Source organism: Bacillus sp. FJAT-27445, from assembly GCF_001510665.1.
Taxonomy (GTDB): Bacteria; Bacillota; Bacilli; order Bacillales; family Cytobacillaceae; genus Bacillus_D.
The window spans coordinates 270165-292716 of sequence record NZ_LMTI01000003.1 but is presented as its reverse complement, the minus strand read 5'-3'; the positions used below and the strand labels follow the sequence as shown (position 1 = coordinate 292716).

Sequence of the window (22552 nt, the reverse complement as noted above, 5' to 3'; positions counted from 1 at the left end):
TCGTCGCCCGCCACTTCTGGTGCGGCATCTCCCGACTGCTTTGCAAGCGCTGCGGCCTTTGCTTTCGCGGCTGCGGCTGCTTTTGCTTTTGCGGCGGCTACCGCTTTCGCTTTTTCATCTCCAGCTCCAGCTTCAACTTCAGATTCCCCGGATTTTTTCGCCAGTGCTGCGGCCTTTGCCTTCGCGGCTGCGGCTGCTTTTGCTTTCGCGGCAGCGGCTGCTTTCGCCTTTTCATCCGGACCTGCCGAACCGTCAGTGCTTGGAACCGCTTTCATGCCACTTGAGTCCTCTGCCGATTGCCGGACTACTGATTCACTGTTTTCCTTCTCAGAAACCGCTTCAGCTTCGATGTCCTTTTTGGAGTTTGCGGCAGCTGCGGAAGTTTCCGCCGGTTTATCACTTGGTGCGGCATTTCCTTGTGCCCCCGCTGCCCTTGCTGCCCTCTTTGCCGCGGCGGCCGCCTTTGCTTTCTCAACCGCTTCTTTCTTTAACTGCTCGAGATCTTTCTCTCCGCTCATCGGTTAGATCACCTTCTTCCCCGTCTTCGCTTCATAGCGAATCTTTTCTCGAAGTTTGTTGATTCCATAGATCAAGGCTGCTGGATTGGGCGGGCAGCCCGGTATATAGACATCAACCGGGACGATTTGGTCTACGCCTTTTACGACCGAATACGAATTTATATAAGGCCCTCCCGCAGTGGCACATGAACCCATTGCAATTACCCATTTAGGCTCTGGCATCTGGTCATAGAGCCGGCGGACAATTGGCGCCATTTTCTTTGTAACCGTTCCTGAAACTATCATGACGTCAGACTGCCTTGGCGAAGTTCTGAAAAATGAACCGAACCGGTCAAGGTCGTAATGGGAGGATCCACTACCCATCATTTCAATCGCACAACAGGCTAGCCCAAAAGTCATTGGGTAGAGGGAATTGCTCCTCGCCCATGCCTTTACCTGCTCGAGCGTCGTCAAAAATACATTCCTCTTCATTTCTTCCATTTCCTGTGGTGATATACTATCCAATTTTAAATCCATTTTAGCACCTTCTTTTTCCATGCATAAACAAGCCCGAGCAATAGCATCGATACGAAAATAGCCATCTCGATCAATGCAAATATCCCGAGCTTTTCATAAGCTACAGCCCACGGGTAAAGAAACACCGTTTCGACATCGAAAATAACAAACATCAGGCCGAAAATATAATAGCGGACATTGAATTGCACACGGGAATCGTGAAACGGCTCAATACCGCTTTCATATGTAGTATACTTCGCATCGCTGGGCTTATATGGACGCAGAAGCTTACCCAGAAACAATGCCACTATCGGCAGCAAAACTCCCAGACATAGAAACACAAAAACTATCAGATAGTTATTCTGATATAAATTTAGCAGATCCATGCCTATCCCCTCCAATGTTGTAAAATTTTCATACTAATTAAACTTGTAACCGAATTCATTATAGCACTGTTGCATTTCTGTGTCGACAAACCCATTGGCAAAAATATGCTCCCCCTTTCTTCCCTGGAGTATAATTACAACCCCCAAATTATGGGACATTAACTGGAAGAAATCTGCTTGGAAACAGGGCTCAGGTGCTACAATAAAGGCTTTACACGCGGTACAAAACATTTTGCCCGAATATATGCCCATATTTCACTTTACCTATAGAAGAAATTTCTGTCAGTGAGGTTTGTCAACGAGAGCCAGCTTTTTTCCTTTTTTGTGTACATTCCATGAAAAATTTGTCTGCAAATGCTGTCGCTGGCCAAACGGGCCTGTTCCCAACCCACATTCCATTTTATTCTATTTAGACCCAATCATTCCAGCACTTTTTGTCAAAACAGTTAAGGAATGTTTTCCACGTGAACATATACACAAAAAACCCCCCTGAACTGCTTGGCATTCTGCAATTTAGGCGGGCTTTTTTATCAATATTCTTTGTCCTTTGTGTAAAGAGATTCCTTTTTATATAAGCTTGAAACCTTTTTGGCGCTTGCATCAACTGTTGTATCGATGATCACCCATTTATTTAATTCTTTAATATATACCTCGTTCCAGGCATGATACCCTTTTACCCCGGGAGTATATCCCATAGCGACCTTCACCGGAATTCCCTGGCTTCTTAGCATCGCGGCAAATAGTGAAGAATAATCATAGCAAATTCCCTTATTCTCCTTAAATGTAGCGTCCGGGTTTGGGAGGTATCCGGGTTGGACACTTTTCAATTTTTGATAATCATATTTTATATTTTTTACAATATAGCTATGGATTGATTTTACCTTCTCTTCGCTTCCCTTAAACTTGGAGGTCAGCTCTGCTGCTTTTTTAATAGGTTTCATCGATTTATTCCATGAAACATTTTGGACTGATTGCAGATAGACCTGGTTAGGGTCCTTCAACGCAAGTTTTACTGAAGTTTGATGGACAGGAATATAACGGTTGCCCTGGACCTGCTCGAAAATGCTTACATTATAGCTCCCGTTTTGCATTTGCAAAGGTAGGTAGTTCACCTTGCCATCGTTTGAAAGGTCGTAATAGTAGACATTTCCGGATTTCTCGACTGCAGCCTTTATCCTTTTCCCTTCTTTACTGCTATAGTTCACTCCGATAATCCCTACTCCAATTAGGTTGGAATCAATTGGCTGTGAATCTGCCTCGGCAGCGAAAATGCCAGACGGAGCGGAAATGGAATAGGTTGGGATCAATAAGGCCAAGAAACAGAGATAGACAATAATTTTACGCAAAAAAATAACTCTCCTTTCGGTAGCCAGGCTGCCACTCTTTTCCTCAGAAAAGGCTAAGGCCCTATAGCTTTGCGTCCCTATTTTTCAATAGGTTTGCTATTGTCGCTGAAAAGTTTTAATAATTACTATAAAAATAGTATAGTTTATACTTCCAAATATTTCTACATATTTTTTCGATTTTACCGATTTGTCATATATTGTCCTATTTTCATAACTGTTTGTTCGTATCCGACTTCCCAAAACGCGAAAAATGCCACCGTGTTTAATAGGTGGCATTAGTTGCTATCTATCAGTTTAGCCTGGACTATGAGCCTATGGGTAGCTGTTTTAATTGGCGTACATGTAACAAGTGTAAGGGTTTGTTTTTGCGGAATAGTATTTAGGACCGAAGTATTGGTTGGTTTTACAACTGTCTTTTTGAACACTTTATAGATGTAGGTCTTGTTTTGATCCTTAATTACAATCCTATCGCCTTTCTCCAGTTCATCAAGCCTGTTGAACATATGGCCATAATGCCTGCTTCTATGCGCCGCAATTGCGCTATTCCCAGGTTTACCAAGCATGGCTGTCCCAGTTATTAGGCCCGCCCCTTTTCTCATGTTGTTCATAGTGGCTCCTTCAAGAATAGGGATCTTCAAGCTGATTTTCTTGATCTGCAAAACTCCAATAACTTGGGAGGATGGTTGCCGTTTCTTCTTTTCGGAGGAAGCATTTTGCACTGAAACTCTTTTGTTTCCAGATTGCACAGTAGTTCCAGTTTGGCTTGCCTGTTTCGTTTCACCTTGTTTCTTAGTTTCATGTTCCGCCACTTCATAAGCCGGACCTGCTGAAAGAACTACGTCGAGATCCGCTTCTGCCGAAAATACTTCATCGAGTCCACGGTAATGTTCGGTAGCGGAATTGCTCTCCGCTGCCGAAGCTTGGCCCGACGGCTCCAATTCCTCAAGAAGTTTCTTCTGCATAAATTCACTGTACATCTTGGTGGACATCGGAAACAAAAGGAATGCGCACCCAACTAAAATTAGTAAAATGGCCGCTGTCTTTTTCATTAGCAACTCCTTAAATGAAATAGAGGGAGGAGTTCAGCCTCCTCCCTCCCCATTTTATCTAGCTTCGAACCTTGCTTGCACGTAGCATCCCAAATCCAGCAACAGCGAGCAGCATGCCAATGAAGTAGAATGGCATCGGGCTTGATTCACCAGTTTGCGGAAGAGAACCATCGAATCCGCCAACATTACCGCCAGGTGTTTCATTGTCGCCAATGGTGACTGGCGGGATAACTTCGTCACTTTCCCCGCCTCTTGAAGGATCTTCAGGGTCGACAGTTATTGGGTCTGTCCCGCCGCCAGTACCAGGGTCTGTTCCACCTCCGGTTCCTGGATCAGCCGGAATTGGCGAAGGGGTGAGTTCGCATTTGATTGTTAAATGGAGGATTCCGTCCAATTTATTGTTTTGAAGATTCTTCATCTCCATTAACGTTACCTGTCCATTCAGCTCTACTTCAACGCCCTTAATTTCATCCACATTGAGGTTTACATCCACGAAAGTGCCGTTTTCTCCAAATGTGAAGTCAATACTCTGGCCATTTTGCAAGATGATTTTACCCTTTTGCCCAATGCCGACACATCCGCTTGCTTCTAATTTAATGTGGGCAATTTCCTTGGCATTTTCTATTGGCCCGCCAGGCGTTGGATTGTCAGGGATGATTATTACCGGAGGTGCTGGAGGTGGTGTTGTCCCTCCGCTGCCTCCACCGTTATCTCCCGGAGGTGTGCCGCCACCGCCGCCATTATCTGCTGGTGGTGCTACAGGGCACTCTACCTTCAGGGTCAGCAACCCTTCGACCACTGTTTTTGATCCATTTGTCAAATCGGATAGCTTGAATGCCTTAACTTGTCCATTTACTGTTAGTTCAACCCTGTCAATCATATCCAAGGCCAGGGCAGCTTTTAGGTCAATTGTATTGTTTAGGACATCAATCCTGGTTCCATTTTTCAATATTAATTCTGTTTTTGTGATGGTTCCAATGCAGGTTGAAACATCAATTTTAATCTTAGTAATCGCTTTTTCTCCTTCTGCAAGGTCACAGTCAAGCGTTACTGACAAAGTGCCATCCTTTAGCGTTATTAACTTTAGTGCCAGGTCAGCCAACTTAATCGTTTTTACCTCTCCATATACAGTTAGCTTGAATCCCTCGATTTCATTGATACCAAGATTTACTAACAATTCTAGCGTATTGGAAGTAATCTCTATTTCGTTTCCATTTTTCAATACCACAACTGCCCTTTCAACCGGGCCAATGCAGCCTTCAATCAAAAGCTTGATTTTAGTTATAGCTGGAACAACAGGCGGCTGCTCTTTATCACAGTTGATCTTGATGGTAACATTTCCGTTCTTTACTTCCTCAGTAACATTGACATTTGATAGGAGGTAAATGCTTGTCTTATCTCCGTTTTGAAGTTTTACTCCCACAATATTATCCAGCTTAATACTGCCTTCAAGGTTCAGTACCAGACTAAGCAGTGATGTAAATTGAACTTCCTGTCCGTTTGAAAGGATAAGCCATGCCTTATCGAAAGAACCGATACAGCCCTTTACAACAAGTTTTACTTTTGTTACATCCGGCTTTTCAACTGGAGGCTTTTCTATGCAATTGACATTAATGATAATCGTTCCGTCTACCTTTTCTTCCGTTACATTCGCATCGGTGAGTAAATAGGTTGCCGTCTGATCTCCAACCTTCAATTTGACGCCTTTTATACCATCAAGGCCAACAGTCCCTTCAAGCTGAAGAAGCATTTTTCCAAGGGAAGTGAATTCAACCTCTTTGTTATCAGCAAGGACAAGCCACGCCTTGTCAACTAACCCAATGCACCCTTTGACAGTCAGTTTGACTTTGGTTATTTCCGGTTTTTCAACAGGAGGCTTCTCTTCACAATGGATTTTAATAATGATAGATCCATTTATCGTTTCTTTCGTAACTTTTGCATCTGTCAGCAGGTAATCTGTTGTTTTATCCCCTGCCTTTAATTTAATTCCCACAATGTCATTAGGATTTTCATCGAGGAAAAGAATCAAATTGCCTAACGCAGTAAATTCAACTTGTTTTCCATCTTTTAATACCAGCCAAGCTTGTTCGAAGGTACCGATACAATTTTTAACGACTAGTTTTACTGCGGCGCCGCCCTTCTCCTTGCACTCAATTTTGAAGATTATTGTACCGTTTTCATTTTTAGGTGATTCTACGACCACTTCATCTTTATTAAAGGTCAGTTCCTTACCTGTTTTTAGAACAACGCCTACCTTAGCGATATCATCCAGTTCGATGTCCAATTTATTCATGCCTTGAGAAAGATCAACTCGTGTATTATCTTTCAAAATAAAGAATGTTTTATCCGCGAATGGATTGCAGCCTTTGATTAAATTAACCTTAAATTTGTTCTTTTTGGCGTTGCTATCCTTGTCGCCACCGTTGTCATTTCCGTTGCCTGGGTTATTGTCATTGCCCTTGCCCCCGCCATTGTCATCTCCATTTCCGCCTTCAACTTTATAATAGAAAGCGATATGGGAAATGTCTTTATCTTCAGGGGCTGTTAAACCTGCTCCAACAAATCCTCCAGTATAGGTTAATCCTTCAGTGCCCGCTTTCACGTACACATCATGAACTGGGATATTTGATTTCCACCCGAAAATCTTGCCTGCTGCAGTAAAAGTAAGTGTTACCTCTAATGGACCATCCGGATCTTTAAACGTTCCATCCTTAAGCTTATCCCCTTCAAGCTTAAACATTTTGAGACCATCACGCTCTTCGGCAGCCCCTCCTTCATTCGCAAACGCTGCTCCCATTGGAAGAATAGTAAAAATCAATAATAATGCTGTTAGAAATTTTGCTGCATGCCTTACTGCCTTCTTTTTCAAATAAAAACCCTCCCTTTATGATTAATCATTTATAAATCCAATTAACGACTGAATATTCCAACTATTTTAGCGGTACACCTCCTCTGAGTATATTTATATTTAATAATGAATGGCTTGTTAGCCAGCCTTTCATTATTAGAAAACAGTAAACAACAAAAAGCTGCCAGAAATAGTTTCTGGCAGCTGGACGGCCATTCTCAAAAGAACATGAGAAGAAGGCTCCGAGGCTTTGCGTCCCACCCTTTCGGATGGTTTGCCTTTAGCATCAGTATGTAATTGATTCAGCTTTTTCTGAAACAGCCGGCTTCGATTACAATGTATTGATTACCCGGTTACATACTCAATAAACCAAAAGAAGAAGGAATTAGGAATTTAGGTAATAAATCCCTATAAGTTCCACCTTCCAACGCTGGCAATTTCGGACCTTTTTACTAATTCTTTTAAAAGTTGGCTCTTTTTGTATTTTGGCAAAAAAAAGAACCTGCATAAATTTAAGCAGGTTCCCTTATTTTTATTTTCGAATTTGCGGGGTGGTGCTATAGCTGGCAATTTTGAACTCCATATCACCAGTTTGTTGTATCAAGAAGTATAGCTGATTGGTTCCAGGCTGCAATTGCCCTTTATAGCCCGCATCAAGTTCAACATTGAATGTTGCCGCGTATTCAACTTGCGTCTTGTTCCTGGTTATTTCCTTCATTTCCCGGACCTCTACCTTTTTAATTCCTTTTTTAAATTCATCCACCCATGCAGTTGATGCAGGATTAAGGAATTGTTGTTTCGATACATTCACATCAGCAAGCAAAAACTTAAAGAATGCAAAAGCTGGATTGATGTTTAGTGGGACATCCAAATCGAGAAAAGGCTCGCTGCTGATTCTGTAACCAATTGTAGGATAGAAGTGGTACCTTACAATATAGGCAGCTTTTTCTCCTGTTTCACCCACTGGAACGACCAGGCGGTAAACTTTTACATTCTTATCTGTTCTAACAAACTCGGCGGTCGCTTTATCCCACTGCAAGGTTGAGCCTCCATCGGCTTCCTGCTGGGCAAGCTTGCCTTTGTGGACAATAATTCCCTTGTCTTTCAAGTACTTTTCCGCTGCATGATGGGTTAACGTTTTCTTTAAATAGCTTAATAGCTCCTTCTTTGTATCAATGGAGCTCGAAAGGTAACGGTACGTGGTCCCCTTGTAAGCAAAGGTCTTATACTCTCCTTCTTTATAGGAGCCACCCATTTGGACGTAAGAGGATGCTGTCGCAAAATCCGCTGCCATCTTAACAGCCTGCTTGGCGGATAACTCGATTGGAGCCTTTATTATTTGTGCTGAGATAATATTATTTGTTTCGTCAGCAAACGCCGCATTTGTATTATGCAGAAGAGGGGCACCAAGCAATGCCAATGTTAATCCCGCAATAATGAATCTTTTGTTTCCCATGTTTTTTCCTCCCAATCATTTTGTCATGCAATTCAATAGTCGAAGGAGGACTGATAAACGTTACACATTTTACCTTTAAATATAATAATTGGTTCATCACCATAAGTGCTGGTTTATGATTAATATGCGTAACTTATATGTTGATTGGAGCGGAGGGCACCGACTCCTCGAAAACGCTAACGCGTTTCCTTCGTGCAATGCCAATTCGAGGAAGCGGATTTGTCCTGCGGGATGCAGCGGCAAGGTGGAGACCCTGCGATGATTATTTAAAGGAGCTTTCCTTTGTGGTCAGCCCCGATATAGGAAGACTTGGTTTTGCTTCAGCAAAACCAAGTCGCCCTTTATGCGAGCGTAGCGTAGCCAAGCGCTGGAGGGCCTGAAGGAGAAGTCGGTCTTTGACTTCACCTGAAGGACCGAAGCGACCTCGAGGGGCTAGGCGCTCCTCGAAAAAGCTATCGCCTTTTCTTCGTGCGTTGCCTATGCTGCCGTAGCCTTCCCTGTGTAGCTGGACAAACAGGCGTAAATCAACATATTTCCTAAAACCATATAAAAAAATCCCCCTGACTGAAGTGATAACTTCGATCAGGGGGAGTGTCCTAGTTACTACATGTTTTTTATAATCTTCTCTCCGCAACGGACAAACGATTAATCGCGCGCTGGAGAGCAAGTTCTGCCCGTTTGAAATCGACGTGCTCTTGTTGGCGCTCACGGATGCGCTGTTCGGCACGTTCCTTCGCACGCAAAGCCCGTTCGATATCAATCTCATCCGACTCTTCGGCTGCCTGAGCCAAAATGGTTACCTGCTCAGGGCGGACTTCAAGAAAGCCGCCGCTTACAGCGACCAGTTCGGTTTTTCCTTCCTTCTTCATGCGGACTGCTCCGATTTGCAATGGAGCAACCATCGGAATGTGTCCCGGAAGGATTCCGAGTTCACCGCTTTGTGCTTTCGTGCTTACCATTTCTACATCGGCATCATAAACCGGGCCATCGGGAGTAACAACACTGACTTTGATAGTCCTCATTTTTAACCCTCCTGGCTTGTTTAGACCTCTACGCCCATGCCTTTTGCAGCTTCGATAACGTCTTCGATGCGGCCTACTAGGCGGAATGCATCTTCCGGAAGATGATCGTATTTTCCATCAAGGATTTCACGGAAACCTTTGACAGTTTCCTTAACTGGCACATAAGAACCAGGCTGGCCGGTAAACTGCTCGGCAACGTGGAAATTTTGCGATAGGAAGAATTGGATCCGGCGGGCACGGTGTACAACAAGCTTGTCCTCATCGGCAAGCTCATCCATACCAAGGATCGCAATGATATCCTGAAGCTCGCGGTAGCGCTGAAGCGTCTGCTGGACCTGGCGGGCAACATTGTAATGCTCTTCGCCGACAATCTCAGGAGTCAACGCGCGTGAAGTCGAGGCAAGCGGATCCACAGCCGGGTAGATACCCATTTCGGAAAGCTTACGCTCAAGGTTTGTCGTTGCATCCAAGTGGGCGAAAGTCGTTGCCGGAGCCGGGTCAGTATAGTCATCGGCTGGAACGTAAATCGCCTGGATCGAAGTAACGGAACCTTTTGTTGTAGACGTAATCCGTTCCTGGAGGCGGCCCATTTCTGTCGCAAGCGTCGGCTGGTAACCAACCGCGGAAGGCATACGGCCTAGCAACGCGGAAACCTCGGAACCTGCCTGAGTGAAGCGGAAAATGTTGTCCATGAAGAAAAGAACGTCCTGTCCTTGTTCATCGCGGAAATATTCAGCCATTGTCAAGCCTGTCAGTGCAACACGCATACGTGCACCTGGGGGCTCGTTCATTTGGCCAAAAACCATCGCGGTTTTCTTGATAACGCCCGAGTCGGTCATTTCATGGTAAAGGTCGTTCCCTTCACGGGTACGCTCACCTACGCCAGCGAATACGGAAATACCACCGTGCTCCTGAGCGATATTATTGATCAATTCCTGGATTAGTACAGTTTTACCTACTCCCGCACCACCGAAAAGGCCGATTTTACCACCTTTAATGTATGGTGCAAGCAGGTCGACTACCTTAATGCCTGTCTCAAGGATTTCAACCTCTGTGGAAAGCTGTTCGAATGTTGGCGCTTCACGATGGATGGAATCCCTGCGGGCGCTTGCCGGTACGTCAGTGTCCAGATCGATTGTTTCACCAAGTACGTTAAAGACGCGGCCGAGGGTCACATCCCCAACTGGGACAGAAATAGGAGCGCCTGTATCAACTACCTCAAGACCGCGAGTCAGGCCGTCTGTCGAAGCCATTGCAATGGTACGGACAGTGTCGTCACCAAGGTGCAAAGCTACCTCAAGGGTCAAGTTAATATCGACTTCTGATTCATTGTGCGCTTTGGAACTGATTGTTAATGCATTATAGATTTCCGGCAAGTTGCCGTTGTCAAACTTCACGTCAACAACCGGTCCCATAACTTGCAGGACGTGTCCTGTATTCATCGTTTTCCCTCCAATCTGAAAAATCCGGGAGACCAGGGCGATGGCCCCAGCCCATTCTGGATAGCAAAGGGACAGCGGAAGGCCCCGGCTATCCATTTGTGTCGAAAGTTACTCCAAAGCAGATGCTCCACCAACAATTTCAGTGATTTCCTGAGTGATTGCCGCCTGGCGGGCACGGTTATATTTTAAGCTATACGCATTGATAAGCTCTTTTGCATTGTCGGTTGCGTTTCTCATCGCCGTCATCCTTGCGGCATGTTCACTTGCCTTGCCGTCGAGCAAAGCTCCGTAAATCAAGCTTTCCGCATATTGCGGAAGGAGAACGTCTAGGATTTCTTCCGCATTCGGTTCGAATTCATAGGATGTAAGCTTTGCTGAAGCGGATATATCCGTTAATGGGAGAAGCTTCTTGCGGGTTACGTCCTGTGAAATCGCGCTGATGTAATGGCTATAGTACATGTAAAGCTCGTCGAATGTCCCGTCAGAGAACATGCCTACCGTGCTGCTTGCGATTGACTTTATATCGTCGAAAGATGGCTGGTCGGAAATACCGACAATGTCAAGGACGACATTCATGCCCCTTTTCTGGAAAAAGTCACGGCCGATCCTTCCGATCGCAATGATTCCGAATTCATCGTTCGATTTATGGCGTTCCTGGATAGTCTGGTACAGCTGGCGCAACACGTTGCTGTTATAAGCGCCGGCAAGCCCCCTGTCAGAGGTGATAACAAGGTAACCTGTCTTTTTGACCGGTCTTGATTGAAGCATAGGATGGTTCGCATCCTTGCTCCCGACCGCGATGGAAGCTGTCACTTCCTGGATTTTCTCCATATACGGGACGAATGATTTCGCATTCATGACGCCGCGGTTCCATTTAGCCGCGGATACCATTTCCATCGCTTTCGTTATCTGGCTCGTTTTCTTTGTGGAAACGATCCTGGATTTTATATCGCGTAATGATGCCACTGGTTCTCACCACCCTTATCAAAGTTAAGGCTGGGAGCCGACGGGGCCCCTGCCAGTTATTGTTGGAGAATTTTCCGGCTTTGCTTTTCCGCCATGCTCTGAGCCTTCTCCCTAGATTAGGAAAGGTTTGGGAACACAGACGGGGCAAAACGCCTGAAAGGATTATTCCGAAACTGCGAACGTCTTTTTATAGCCGTTGATTGCAGCTGCCATATCATCATCCGAAGCCAATTCCTTCGTTGTGCGGATATGGTCCAACACGTCTTTGCGGTTGTGGTCGAGCCAAGTGTAAAATTCCGTTTCAAAACGGCGGATATCGCCGACAGGGATATCATCAAGGAATCCGCGTGTCAGTGCATAAAGGATCATAACCTGTTTTTCAACAGCAATCGGTTTGTGCAGGTCCTGCTTCAGCACTTCTACAGTGCGGGCACCGCGGGCAAGCTTTGCCTGTGTTGCTTTATCAAGGTCGGAACCGAACTGGGCAAATGCTTCCAATTCACGGTAAGAGGCAAGGTCAAGGCGCAAGGTACCAGATACCTTTCTCAACGCTTTGATTTGGGCTGAGCCCCCTACACGGGATACGGAAAGACCAGCGTTGATCGCCGGGCGGACGCCGGAGAAGAACAGGTCTGACTGAAGGAAGATCTGTCCGTCAGTAATCGAGATAACGTTTGTCGGAATATAAGCGGAGACGTCGCCAGCCTGGGTTTCAATGAACGGAAGGGCGGTAATTGATCCAGCGCCTTTCGCATCGCTTAATTTTGCTGCGCGCTCAAGAAGGCGGCTGTGCAAGTAGAATACATCCCCTGGATATGCTTCACGGCCTGGAGGGCGGCGAAGAAGCAGGGAAAGTTCACGGTAAGCGGCTGCCTGTTTTGAAAGGTCATCATAGACAACAAGGACGTGCTTTCCTTCATACATGAACTCTTCCGCCATGGAAACACCTGTATACGGAGCCAGGAACAAAAGCGGTGCCGGCTGTGAAGCAGACGCACTTACAACGATTGTGTAGTCAAGTGCCCCGTACTTGCGAAGTGTTTCCACCGCATTACGGACTGTTGATTCTTTTTGGCCGATTGCAACATAGATACAGATCATGTTCTGGCCTTTTTGGTTTAGGATTGTATCAATTGCGACTGCTGTCTTACCAGTCTGGCGGTCACCGATGATCAATTCACGCTGGCCGCGGCCGATTGGTACCAGGGCGTCGATTGCCTTTATACCTGTCTGCAGCGGCTCATGAACGGATTTACGGTCCATAACCCCAGGAGCAATCGCTTCAATTGGACGTGTTTTTGTTGTATGGATTGGGCCCATTCCGTCAATCGGCTGGCCAAGCGGGTTCACTACGCGCCCGATAAGAGCTTCGCCTACCGGAACCTCCATGATACGGCCCGTACGGCGGACTTCATCGCCTTCGCGGATTTCCGTATATGGTCCAAGGATGATAATACCGACGTTATTTTCTTCAAGGTTTTGTGCCATTCCCATAACGCCATTCGAAAACTCAACAAGTTCCCCAGCCATGACATTGTCGAGGCCATGAGCACGGGCAATACCGTCACCAATTTGGATGACAGTACCAACATCACTCACTTGAATTTCTGACTGATAGTTTTCGATTTGCTGCTTCAACAGCGCACTGATTTCTTCAGCTTTGATGCTCATGAGTTTCACCCCTATCTACAAATCTTAGGTCAATAGTTTACGTTCAAGACGGTCCAGCTTGCCGCGCAGGCTGCCATCGAAAATTCGGTTACCAATCCGGACCTTGATGCCGCCGAGCAGGTCGGTATCAACAATATTCTGAATCCGGAGCGCCTTTTTGCCAACCCTTGCCGCAAAAGATGCGGAGAGCGCAATGCTTTCATCGTCCGATAAAGGCCGGACGCTGTAAACTTTTGCTTCGGCAATGCCCCTTGCATTATTGGCAAGTTCGATAAATCCATCCGCAACCCCGGGAATTTCGTTTTCCCGATGTCGGTCTATCAAGATCATTAGGGTATTTTGCACATACGGATTCAGGACATTAAAAGCTCCCTTTACAATGGCTTTCTTTTGATCCAAAGAGAGCCTTGGGGAATTCAATACAGCATTCAATTCTTCGTTGCTGCTAAAAACATCTCTGACAACACGAATTTCTTCTTCAATGGCATCGAGGAGATTATGTTCCTTCGCAATCTGGAATAACGCCAGCGCGTACCTCTTGGAGATTATCGATGTGCTCATCGGCCTCTTCCTGCCTCTTGGATAAATTCGTCAATCAATTTTTGTTGATCCTGTTCGCCAAGCTCCCTCTCAATTACCTTCGAGGCAATCATGACGGAAAGTGAAGCAACCTGTTCACGGATGGCCGCGACAGCCTGTTCCTTTTGCTGTTCGATTTCAAGCTTTGCGGATTCTTTGAGCCTTTCTGCCTCTGTGCGGGCAATCGCAATGATTTCCTCACGCTGGACATCGCCCTGTTTGCGGGCATTTTCAATAAGGCCCTGAGCTTCAAGGCGTGATTCTTTTAAAAGCTCACGCTGCTCTTCAAGATGTTTTTTCGCATCCTGGTTCGCTTTTTCGGCCTGGCCGATTTCATTCGCAATATGTGTTTCACGCTCTTTCATGATGCCCATTAACGGACCCCATGCGAACTTTTTGAGCAATGCCAACAATATAATGAATATAACGAGCTGGAAAAGTATATCTCCGCCGTTAAAAAGGGGTACATCCGCACCCAAAACAAAACTGCTTGTCAACACCCTCGAGTCACTCCCTTCAAGAGTCATTCCGGAAAATCCCCGGATACATGTATGTGAATAATAGTTTGCCTAGTCAATAAGTTCCCTGATTGAACCGATGGATGCTTCTATTGTTTACCCCGCTTTAAAAAGGGGCATAAAGCAATGGCGAAGGTTCATTATGGAATGATCTTCGCCATTATTGATCAACGCCCAGCTATTATTGGCCTTGAACCATGAACGCGATAACAACCGCGATGATAGGAATCGCTTCAACCAACGCAACCCCGATGAACATAGTTGTTTGGAGCATACCGCGAGCTTCTGGCTGGCGGGCAATACCCTCAACTGTTTTTGAAACGATAAGACCGTTACCGATACCTGCACCGAGTGCTGCCAATCCAATTGCAATTGCTGCTGCTATAAGACCCATTTAAAAGCTCCTCCTTATTGTATGGTGAATAGGTTTATTTTTTTTGTCCATATAATGAACAGGTATATATTAATGGTCGCTGCTGACCTTATGGGCCAGATAAACCATCGTTAACATAGTGAAGATAAACGCCTGGATGGCGCCGATAAAGACAGAGAATCCTTGCCAGGCCAGCATTGGGATAACTGCAGCCAAACTCCCCCAAAATCCAGTTGCCATACTTCCGGCAATGAGCGCAAGAAGAATTTCCCCGGCATAGATGTTACCATAGAGACGCAGGCCGAGCGTGAGGGTATTCGCAAATTCCTCAATGATTTTGATTGGGAACATAAACCAGAACGGCTTGAAGAATTCTTTGCCGTAAGCCGCTGCCCCTTTCATTTTAACGCCGTAGTAATGTGACAGCCCGACAACCAAAGTTGCCAGCGTCAATGTAATGACCGGATCTGCGGTTGGTGATTTCCACCACAGTTCACCTTTGTAGACGATTGAGAACGGGAGTCCAAGGAAGTTTGAAATCGCCACATACATAATCAAGGTAATTCCGAGGATATGGAACCTCCCCCCGGTTTTCCAGTCCATCGTACTATTGATGATGCCTTTGACAAAATCCATGATCCATTCCATGAAGTTTTGCATTCCGGTAGGCTTCATTGCCATCCTGCGCGTTGACAGGACTGCGATGAGGAACACAATCAGTGATGCGACTGTGATCATTAAAAGGTTCGCCATGTTGAAATGCAACCCCATAAATTCACGAATAGGAGCTTCATGATGCAATAGTATTCACCTCGCTTCTTATGCTATTTGCGTAAAAAGGCTTGCTTAAAAAAATCTATCATAATGACAATATAGGATGTCATTAATCCCAATACGACGCTAATCAAATGGAATTGATCTGGAAATTTCATTGCGATGATTACTGCCAAAGCTGCGGTGGCCATTCTATTGAACGATCCGAGTGAACGCACCTTTTTTCCCTTCATTACAGCTTCGCCAAACTGGCTCGTCTTCCTCACCATCAGCCAAAGATTGAACAGGCTAAGGGCTGTCCCTAAAATAAGCCCGGCAAAAATAGGCTTGTGCCCGGTGAATCCCCAGCCAAGCACATATAATGAAAGCAAAAAAAAGAGGTATCTTTTAATCCTGAAATAAATGGCCGTTAAATCGGTCATATTTGTTTATTCTCCTGAGTAATAATGCTTAACGAGGCGTAGCATGGTGTAGGTTCCCGCAGCCAATCCGATGAAGAGCCCAATGATTAGGAACAAGGGAGCAGTTCCGGTTTTTCCATCAAGCCATCTTCCCGCAAAAATGCCGACAAGAACAGAACCCGCCAATTGGGAGAGGATTGCCGACATGAGTGCCATTGCCTGAAGAGGATTTCGGTCATTATGCCGCATAGTATCGCATCCCAGCTTTCAAGAATGTGAACCGGGCAAAAACTGTAAAATATGTATGAAAAAGATTGTTTCAATGTGTACCATTTCTGTAGAAAAACTTATGAAAACCCTACCATTTATGCCCTTTGTAAGCATACAATAGCCCCCTGTCAATGTCAATCCAAATGTGGTGAATGTATTCACAAACATATGCAAAAAATTGAAATCCCGATTGTAAACCCCTTCATTAAAAGGTTCACTAGAAAGAAAACGTTTTCATTGTATGTGAAGGGAATATTGTGTACCATAACAAAGCATCCATTTCCAATTCTGTTTTCCTCTTATTTTCCGGTATTTTCATCTCTCTTTTTTTCCAAAAAAATAGCCCCTTTGTATAGGAGCCATTCCTTCTTAATTAAGATGCAGGATTGTTTCCAGGACGTCCTCCTTCCCTGCCTTCCTGGCAAATACCTTCACAATATACATCCCCGGGCCTGCAAGTCCTGTTGGGAAGATTTCCTTCCTCAATAACCCCCGCTCGACCTTCCTTCCATAATCCAGGAATCCCGCGAATCGGTAATCATCCTGGCGAAACAAGGCAATACCGAATTCATCCGCACCGCCCGGCAAGTAAACTTCATACCGGTACGCACCGGGCTTGTCGCCTTCAGCCAAACCGAAGCCCATCAGCCTTGGGTAATTAGGTTCAGTTAGTGCGAGGATATAGGGAATCCTTATTGTTTCACCATCGGACCGCAAAGAAAGTGCCCCATCGATAATCCTTCCTTTATAAACCGACGGGTCGGCGGTCAGCTTAATCCGCAGTTTGCGCTCTTCCCCAGGACGAAGGATGAAGGGAAGCGGCAGCTGCCATCGTAAGCCGGCACCCTGACGCGGAACGATAAATGAGTATTTAACTGTCCTATCGCTCGTATTTTTAACGATAAGCTCGCTTGTTTGGGTTGCTTTCGGAATCTGTCCGGCAACTTTTCCGAATGCGAGCGAACCTGGAAGCACGAGGGTTCCCGCAGCGGCTGCTTTGTCTGCCTGGATTCTTCCAGCCCCCTGTTCAAATGTCCTGTACGGCCGGGCATGACTATTTTTTAACACAACGGCTGTGTTCATTAACGCGGCTTTAATCTCCCCCGGCCCCCAATCGGGATGCGCCTGTTTGATAAGAGCGCATACCCCAGCCACGTGGGGAGCTGCCATGCTAGTCCCATTCAGGGTGAGGTAGCCTCCGGGAACCGCGCTTGTTATCGCCACGCCGGGCGCAACTACATCTGGCTTGATTTCCCAAGTCCCGGTGACAGGGCCACGTGAACTGAAATCTGCAAGCCTATCACTATCATCTCCGAGTACGATACTTGCCGAACGCCCATTTTTTAAAAGCGCCTCACCTGCCGCATTTGAAACCGCCCCAACCGGTATCGGAACCGCTTTCTCCAGATTTCCATTAAACGTCCCTTTTGTGTTGTTATAAATGATGGCCGCCCTTGCTCCTTCCTTCAGGGCATTTTCTACTTTTTCCGAAAAAGTAAGCTTACCCCGTTTCATGACGGCAATTTTATTCCTTACCCCTTTTAATTCCTCCGGCCTGCCAAATTTTCCGTCCACTAGTTCTGAAGAGGGGCCTGGCGACCATTTTGCTGAACCAGCCATCCTTTCAACTCTCATCCTCCTACCCGTTCCTTCTATAATAATAAAGGGAACTTTCATTAAAGGAGTTGATGCACCCACTGATATGGCTTTGGATGCCGTTCCAGGTGAGCCCACCGTCCATTGTCCAGGACCTGAATTCCCGGATGATACAACAGGAACAATCCCTTTTTCCGCGGCCCGGTTAAGTGCGGCTGATACAGGAAGGTCAGGTCCATTGACCGCACTTCCAAGAGATAAATTCAGAATATCTACCTGATCTTTAATCGCCTCTTCAATGGCCGCCAACACGAGTTCGGTCGTCCCTTTACCGCCTGGACCCAATGCCCTGTATGCTTTGACGGTTGCGCGGGGTGCCACCCCTTGGATTTTTCCATTCCCCGCAATGATGCCCGCGACGTGGGTGCCATGATTTGTCCCAACTCCATGCGGTCCACTCGTCTCCATTGGATCGGAATCCCCGTCAACCAAATCCTTGCCGCCTCCATAATTTCTCCGCAAGTCTGGATGCGTGTAATCGATCCCGGTATCGATTACCCCTACCGTCACACCTTCCCCCGTCAGCCTTCTCTCATTTTTGTCAAAAAAACCGGCCAGCCTCACAGCCCCGATCATTTCCGCCCCATTTGGGTCCTCTGCTTCAGTTTCCCTACCATTCTGCCGTGGACGGATTTCAACGTTGATTTCATTAGATTCGATATTTCCATACTTTCCGTAAATTTTGGAATTCAAATCGCTCCAAGTACCAGCCATTTCCTCTTCTATACGATAAGTTTTCAGCTCGGAAAAGGACTCGACATCAGGGTCTTTTTCAAGCTGGCGAATCTCGTCTGCCGTCCCTTCGATCGAAAATCCTCTGAAGGCTTCCGTATAGATGTGCCTTACCTTGATTGTGGGGTATTTTCGCAAAATCCGGTGCGTTGCCATCGGAGAAGTCGGCTCCTTTAAGGTAATGATTCCGTTTATCACTTCATGGGGATTCATTTCCGGCAATGGCGGGATTTTCAATGACGCAGCCGAGCCGCTGCCGGATTGAAGGAGGAAAACAAAAGTGAATGCTGTTATAAACTTTTTCATAAGCACTGTCCTTTTTGACTAGGGTTTGAAAAGAAATGGAAATCTATTCGGAACTGAGCTAGTTTTTAAGGAATAGAACCTCGCCATACCATGTATGTTTTGATATTGTAAAAAGTAACAATGCTTGGAGGCGGAGATACATGGTTCTTTTACGAAAAGTGGCCTTAACGCCGGATATAGACGCAACTCACTACCCTTTCAATCTTCCTCTAATTAAAAACTTCAGGGAACTGGCGTTTGAAAGCCAAGTTACCATCCTGGTTGGCGAAAACGGGACTGGGAAATCGACATTTCTGGAGGCAGTAGCTGCAAACAGTGGCAGCATCCTGATTGGCGGCGAATCGATGGCTACCGACCTATCACTCAAACCTGCAAGGGAACTCGGAGAAAAGCTGAAACTGGCGTGGAGTGTCCGGACGAAGAACGGCTTTTTCTTCAGGGCAAACGACTTTATTAACTATTCCAAAAAACTCACGGAAATTAAAGCGGATTCCCGCCAGGCTTTAAGGGAAATCAGGGAGCGAAATCCGCACAGCCTCGAGGTGTTGCCCTATGCACGTACCCTTTATGAACTCGAGCAGTTATACGGGGACGGGCTAGAGGTACGGTCACATGGTGAAAGCTTCCTGGATTTGTTCCAGGCTAGGTTCCGGCCCGACGGCCTGTATATTCTTGATGAGCCGGAAGCGCCATTGTCTCCCATCAAGCAGCTCTCACTTATCTCGCTTATCCTTGAAATGGTAAAAGAGAACGGCCAATTCATCATTGCGACTCACTCTCCAATGCTGATGGCAATCCCCGGAGCAGATATTTATACGCTTGATCAGGGAACTTTCACAAAAACGGACTTCAAGGATATAGAGCACGTACGGCTGACAAGGGATTTTCTTGAGAATCCGGAGCGGTTTCTCAGGCATCTTTAATTGCTTTGCAGAATTGAAAAAACCGAACGGGTGACACCGTTCGGTTTTTTTATGAAAATTATTTTGTTCCGAAAAGCCTATCGCCGGCATCACCCAGGCCAGGGATGATGTACCCATGGTCGTTCAGCTTCTCGTCAAGGGCAGCGATATAAATGTCAACGTCAGGATGTGCGTTTTTGAAAGCCTCCACACCTTCAGGGGCCGCAATCAGGCACATGAATTTCACATGTTTGGCGCCGCGCTTCTTAAGGGAATTGATTGCTTCGATGGCTGATCCGCCGGTTGCCAGCATTGGGTCAACAACAATAAATTCACGCTCCTCGACATCGCTAGGCAGCTTTACATAATATTCAACAGGCATCAACGTTGCCGGGTCGCGGTAGAGGCCAATATGGCCAACCTTTGCGGCTGGAATCAGCTTAAGAATTCCATCGACCATGCCGATTCCGGCACGGAGGATTGGGATTATCCCCATCTTTTTACCAGAGAGGACCTTCGATTTCGCCGGGCAGACAGGAGTTTCGATTTCAATGTCTTCAAGCGGCATTTCCCTAGTGATTTCAAATGCCATTAACGTTGCGACCTCGTCAACCAGTTCGCGGAACTCCTTAGTTCCAGTGTTCTTGTCACGTATGTAGGTAAGTTTATGCTGGATTAACGGATGGTCAAATACATATACTTTTGCCAATATAATCGCCCCTCTACAAATTATGTCCCCTGATATAGGTTTGCACACTTCGTCTAATTTTACAGAAAAACTTTTTACAGGGCAACAAAGAATATAGATTCTCGCCAATTTCCTCCTTTGGTAGTATCCGTCAACTTATACCCTTTGAAAACATAAAAAAACCGGACTGCTACATAGCAGGCCGGCAGAAAGAAGCTAGGGGCGGTTTCCCCCTTACTTTCTCAAAACTTTTAATAACCAGGGTAGAGTGTGAAATTGGCAGTCAGCGCTTCAACTCGAGCACGCGCTTCAGCAAGCTTTGATTCGTCCTCATGGTTTTTCAGCGTAAACGCCATGATCGAAGCGATTTCCTTCATCTCTTCTTCATCGAACCCACGGGTTGTCACAGCAGCTGTGCCAATCCGGATTCCACTTGTGACGAATGGGCTTTCCGGGTCGAATGGTATCGTGTTTTTATTGACGGTAATACCGATTTCATCTAGTACCTTTTCGCCAACCTTGCCTGTCAATCCAAGGCATCGCAAATCAACGAGGAGCAAATGGTTGTCCGTCCCGCCGGAAACAAGCGTAATTCCTTCACTTTTAAGGGCTTCAGCAAGCGCCTTGGCATTGGAAATAACTTTAGATGCATAGTCCTTAAATCCATTGTTAAGGATTTCGCCGAATGCAACCGCTTTGGCAGCGATGACATGCATAAGCGGGCCACCCTGGATGCCAGGGAAGACGGATTTATCTATTTTCTTCGCAAACTCCTCACGGCAGAGAATCAATCCGCCACGTGGGCCGCGGAGCGTTTTATGCGTTGTCGATGTAACAAAATCCGCGTAAGGCACAGGGTTCTGATGGAGGCCTGCGGCGACAAGGCCGGCAATATGGGCCATATCCACCATTAAATAAGCGCCGATTTCATCCGCAATCTCACGGAATTTTTTAAAATCGATTTCTCTAGGGTACGCGCTCGCTCCGGCCACAATCAGCTTTGGCTTGTGCTCAAGCGCTTTTGAGCGGACGTCCTCGTAATTGATTCGATGCGATTCCTCGTCAACGCCATATTCGATAAAATTGTATTGCACTCCGCTGAAATTGACCGGGCTGCCGTGGGTCAAATGGCCGCCATGCGATAAATTCATGCCCAGAACCGTATCGCCATGTTCAAGTATCGTGAAGTAAACAGCCATGTTTGCCTGCGCGCCTGAATGGGGCTGGACATTCGCATGCTCAGCGCCGAAAATTTCCTTAGCGCGGTCTCGTGCCAGGTCCTCGACCACATCCACGTATTCACAGCCTCCGTAATAGCGGCGGTGAGGATAGCCTTCCGCATACTTATTCGTCAGTACAGACCCCTGTGCCTCCATGACGGCTTCACTGACAAAATTCTCGGAAGCAATCAACTCAATCTTAGTACGCTGCCTTTGCAATTCCTGCTGAATCGACTCAAATACCTGTGGGTCCCGCTTTGCCAAGTGCTCCATTAATTAATCCCCCTTGAAAATCACGTATCTATTTATTTGAAAATTCGATACTATTCTATCAGTTTCCTGTCGAAAAAGATACTCACGTACAGGAAAGATTTCCGCTTGTCCGTTCGTAAACAGCCCGGGAGCCGCCTATCAATTTTGGCCTCGTCCTCGCTAGCACGACATTCGCATGGCCAACCGACCTGCGGCCTACCCGCACTGGGACGGCAACTGGTTTCAAGTGCATCCCTATGAGCGTGTCACCAATATCAATTCCAGCTTCGGCCTTGAGTGACTCCACAACTATGGCATCTTCCAATTTATCAAAAGCAAACGTAGCCATCGCACCGCCGGCAGTACGTACAGGTACGACTGAGACCTCTTCAAGATTCCGCTTCTCCGCGGCTTTCCTGCTGATAACCAATGCCCGATTCAAGTGTTCGCAGCATTGGAATGCCAGCTCGGCCCCTGTCCGCTCCCGAAGCTTGTCCAACTGGCTAAAAATCATCTCGGCGACTTCCTCTGTTCCAGCTGTGCCAATGTGCTTCCCCGCCACTTCGCTCGTACTGCAGCCGACAACAAAAAGGCTGCCCGGTTTCAGTTCCACCTTTTCCATGAACTCGGAGAGAATTTCGCTGAACTCAGCTCCCCAAGTTTCAATTTCTTTTCGCAATGT

The 22552-nt window shown here is 46.3% G+C and carries 21 protein-coding genes, 1 pseudogene and 2 riboswitches; of the genes and pseudogenes, 1 reads left to right on the top strand and 21 read right to left on the bottom strand.

Annotation, left to right across the window (positions count from 1 at the left end):
* The 18 genes and pseudogenes from AR337_RS23725 to AR337_RS09855 form a co-directional block, all read right to left on the bottom strand.
* A pseudogene (locus AR337_RS23725) lies at positions 1–518 on the bottom strand (NADH-quinone oxidoreductase subunit C); the annotation flags it as partial.
* Between the two features lie 3 nt (positions 519–521).
* On the bottom strand, positions 522–1034 hold the full coding sequence (locus AR337_RS09940; protein ID WP_059171860.1) for an NADH-quinone oxidoreductase subunit B family protein: 513 nt from the start codon (positions 1032–1034) through the stop codon (positions 522–524).
* Positions 1025–1399: an NADH-quinone oxidoreductase subunit A gene (locus tag AR337_RS09935; RefSeq protein ID WP_059171859.1), complete on the bottom strand. Its 375-nt coding sequence runs from the start codon at positions 1397–1399 to the stop codon at positions 1025–1027. Before AR337_RS09935 ends, AR337_RS09940 begins: the two co-directional genes overlap by 10 nt.
* 530 nt (positions 1400–1929) lie before the next feature.
* Positions 1930–2745 (bottom strand): transglutaminase-like domain-containing protein, encoded by an 816-nt coding sequence (locus tag AR337_RS09925; RefSeq protein ID WP_059171857.1) that lies wholly within the window; start codon positions 2743–2745, stop codon positions 1930–1932.
* A 15-nt stretch (positions 2746–2760) separates the two neighbouring features.
* A riboswitch (cyclic di-GMP riboswitch) is annotated at positions 2761–2853 on the bottom strand.
* A gap of 167 nt (positions 2854–3020) precedes the next feature.
* Complete coding sequence (locus tag AR337_RS09920) at positions 3021–3794, bottom strand: class D sortase (protein WP_059171856.1); 774 nt, start codon at positions 3792–3794, stop codon at positions 3021–3023.
* Positions 3795–3852: 58 nt separating this feature from the next.
* Positions 3853–6663 (bottom strand): LPXTG cell wall anchor domain-containing protein, encoded by a 2811-nt coding sequence (locus AR337_RS09915; protein ID WP_059171855.1) that lies wholly within the window; start codon positions 6661–6663, stop codon positions 3853–3855.
* 175 nt (positions 6664–6838) lie between these two features.
* Positions 6839–6931, bottom strand: a riboswitch (cyclic di-GMP riboswitch).
* Between the two features lie 243 nt (positions 6932–7174).
* Positions 7175–8098 carry a DL-endopeptidase inhibitor IseA family protein gene (locus AR337_RS09910; RefSeq protein ID WP_059171854.1) on the bottom strand — a complete coding sequence of 308 codons (924 nt, stop codon included), beginning with the start codon at positions 8096–8098 and terminating at the stop codon, positions 7175–7177.
* A gap of 614 nt (positions 8099–8712) precedes the next feature.
* Entirely contained in the window at positions 8713–9120 is a 408-nt protein-coding gene (locus tag AR337_RS09905) for a F0F1 ATP synthase subunit epsilon (RefSeq protein ID WP_059171853.1), read from the bottom strand.
* 20 nt (positions 9121–9140) lie between these two features.
* Positions 9141–10562: a F0F1 ATP synthase subunit beta gene (atpD, locus tag AR337_RS09900; protein WP_059172227.1), complete on the bottom strand. Its 1422-nt coding sequence runs from the start codon at positions 10560–10562 to the stop codon at positions 9141–9143.
* A gap of 108 nt (positions 10563–10670) precedes the next feature.
* A complete protein-coding gene (locus AR337_RS09895) occupies positions 10671–11528 on the bottom strand; it encodes a F0F1 ATP synthase subunit gamma (protein ID WP_059171852.1) in 858 nt (285 codons plus the stop codon).
* 162 nt (positions 11529–11690) lie between these two features.
* Entirely contained in the window at positions 11691–13199 is a 1509-nt protein-coding gene (gene atpA / locus AR337_RS09890; RefSeq protein WP_059171851.1) for a F0F1 ATP synthase subunit alpha, read from the bottom strand.
* A 24-nt stretch (positions 13200–13223) separates the two neighbouring features.
* Positions 13224–13760: a F0F1 ATP synthase subunit delta gene (locus AR337_RS09885; RefSeq protein WP_059171850.1), complete on the bottom strand. Its 537-nt coding sequence runs from the start codon at positions 13758–13760 to the stop codon at positions 13224–13226.
* Entirely contained in the window at positions 13757–14278 is a 522-nt protein-coding gene (atpF, locus tag AR337_RS09880; RefSeq protein ID WP_059172226.1) for a F0F1 ATP synthase subunit B, read from the bottom strand. The genes AR337_RS09885 and atpF overlap by 4 nt, the downstream gene beginning before the upstream one ends.
* Positions 14279–14477: 199 nt before the next feature.
* Positions 14478–14690: a F0F1 ATP synthase subunit C gene (gene atpE, locus AR337_RS09875; RefSeq protein WP_059171849.1), complete on the bottom strand. Its 213-nt coding sequence runs from the start codon at positions 14688–14690 to the stop codon at positions 14478–14480.
* Between the two features lie 69 nt (positions 14691–14759).
* Positions 14760–15470: a F0F1 ATP synthase subunit A gene (gene atpB, locus AR337_RS09870; RefSeq protein WP_059171848.1), complete on the bottom strand. Its 711-nt coding sequence runs from the start codon at positions 15468–15470 to the stop codon at positions 14760–14762.
* 23 nt (positions 15471–15493) lie between these two features.
* Entirely contained in the window at positions 15494–15865 is a 372-nt protein-coding gene (locus AR337_RS09865) for an ATP synthase subunit I (protein WP_059171847.1), read from the bottom strand.
* Between the two features lie 6 nt (positions 15866–15871).
* Complete coding sequence (locus AR337_RS09860) at positions 15872–16093, bottom strand: AtpZ/AtpI family protein (RefSeq protein WP_059171846.1); 222 nt, start codon at positions 16091–16093, stop codon at positions 15872–15874.
* A gap of 390 nt (positions 16094–16483) precedes the next feature.
* Positions 16484–18808, bottom strand: a complete 2325-nt coding sequence (locus AR337_RS09855) for a S8 family serine peptidase (protein ID WP_059171845.1) — start codon at positions 18806–18808, stop codon at positions 16484–16486.
* Between the two features lie 140 nt (positions 18809–18948).
* Here AR337_RS09855 and AR337_RS09850 point away from each other — a divergent pair, with 140 nt between their 5' ends.
* On the top strand, positions 18949–19731 hold the full coding sequence (locus tag AR337_RS09850; protein WP_059171844.1) for an AAA family ATPase: 783 nt from the start codon (positions 18949–18951) through the stop codon (positions 19729–19731).
* Positions 19732–19789: 58 nt separating this feature from the next.
* On the opposite strand, the gene upp is transcribed toward AR337_RS09850, so the two are convergent.
* From upp to AR337_RS09835, 3 genes are all read right to left on the bottom strand, one after another.
* On the bottom strand, positions 19790–20419 hold the full coding sequence (gene upp / locus AR337_RS09845) for a uracil phosphoribosyltransferase (protein ID WP_059171843.1): 630 nt from the start codon (positions 20417–20419) through the stop codon (positions 19790–19792).
* Between the two features lie 230 nt (positions 20420–20649).
* On the bottom strand, positions 20650–21891 hold the full coding sequence (gene glyA, locus AR337_RS09840; protein ID WP_059171842.1) for a serine hydroxymethyltransferase: 1242 nt from the start codon (positions 21889–21891) through the stop codon (positions 20650–20652).
* An 82-nt stretch (positions 21892–21973) separates the two neighbouring features.
* A complete protein-coding gene (locus AR337_RS09835) occupies positions 21974–22549 on the bottom strand; it encodes a TIGR01440 family protein (RefSeq protein ID WP_301335715.1) in 576 nt (191 codons plus the stop codon).
* Positions 22550–22552: the final 3 nt, after the last annotated feature.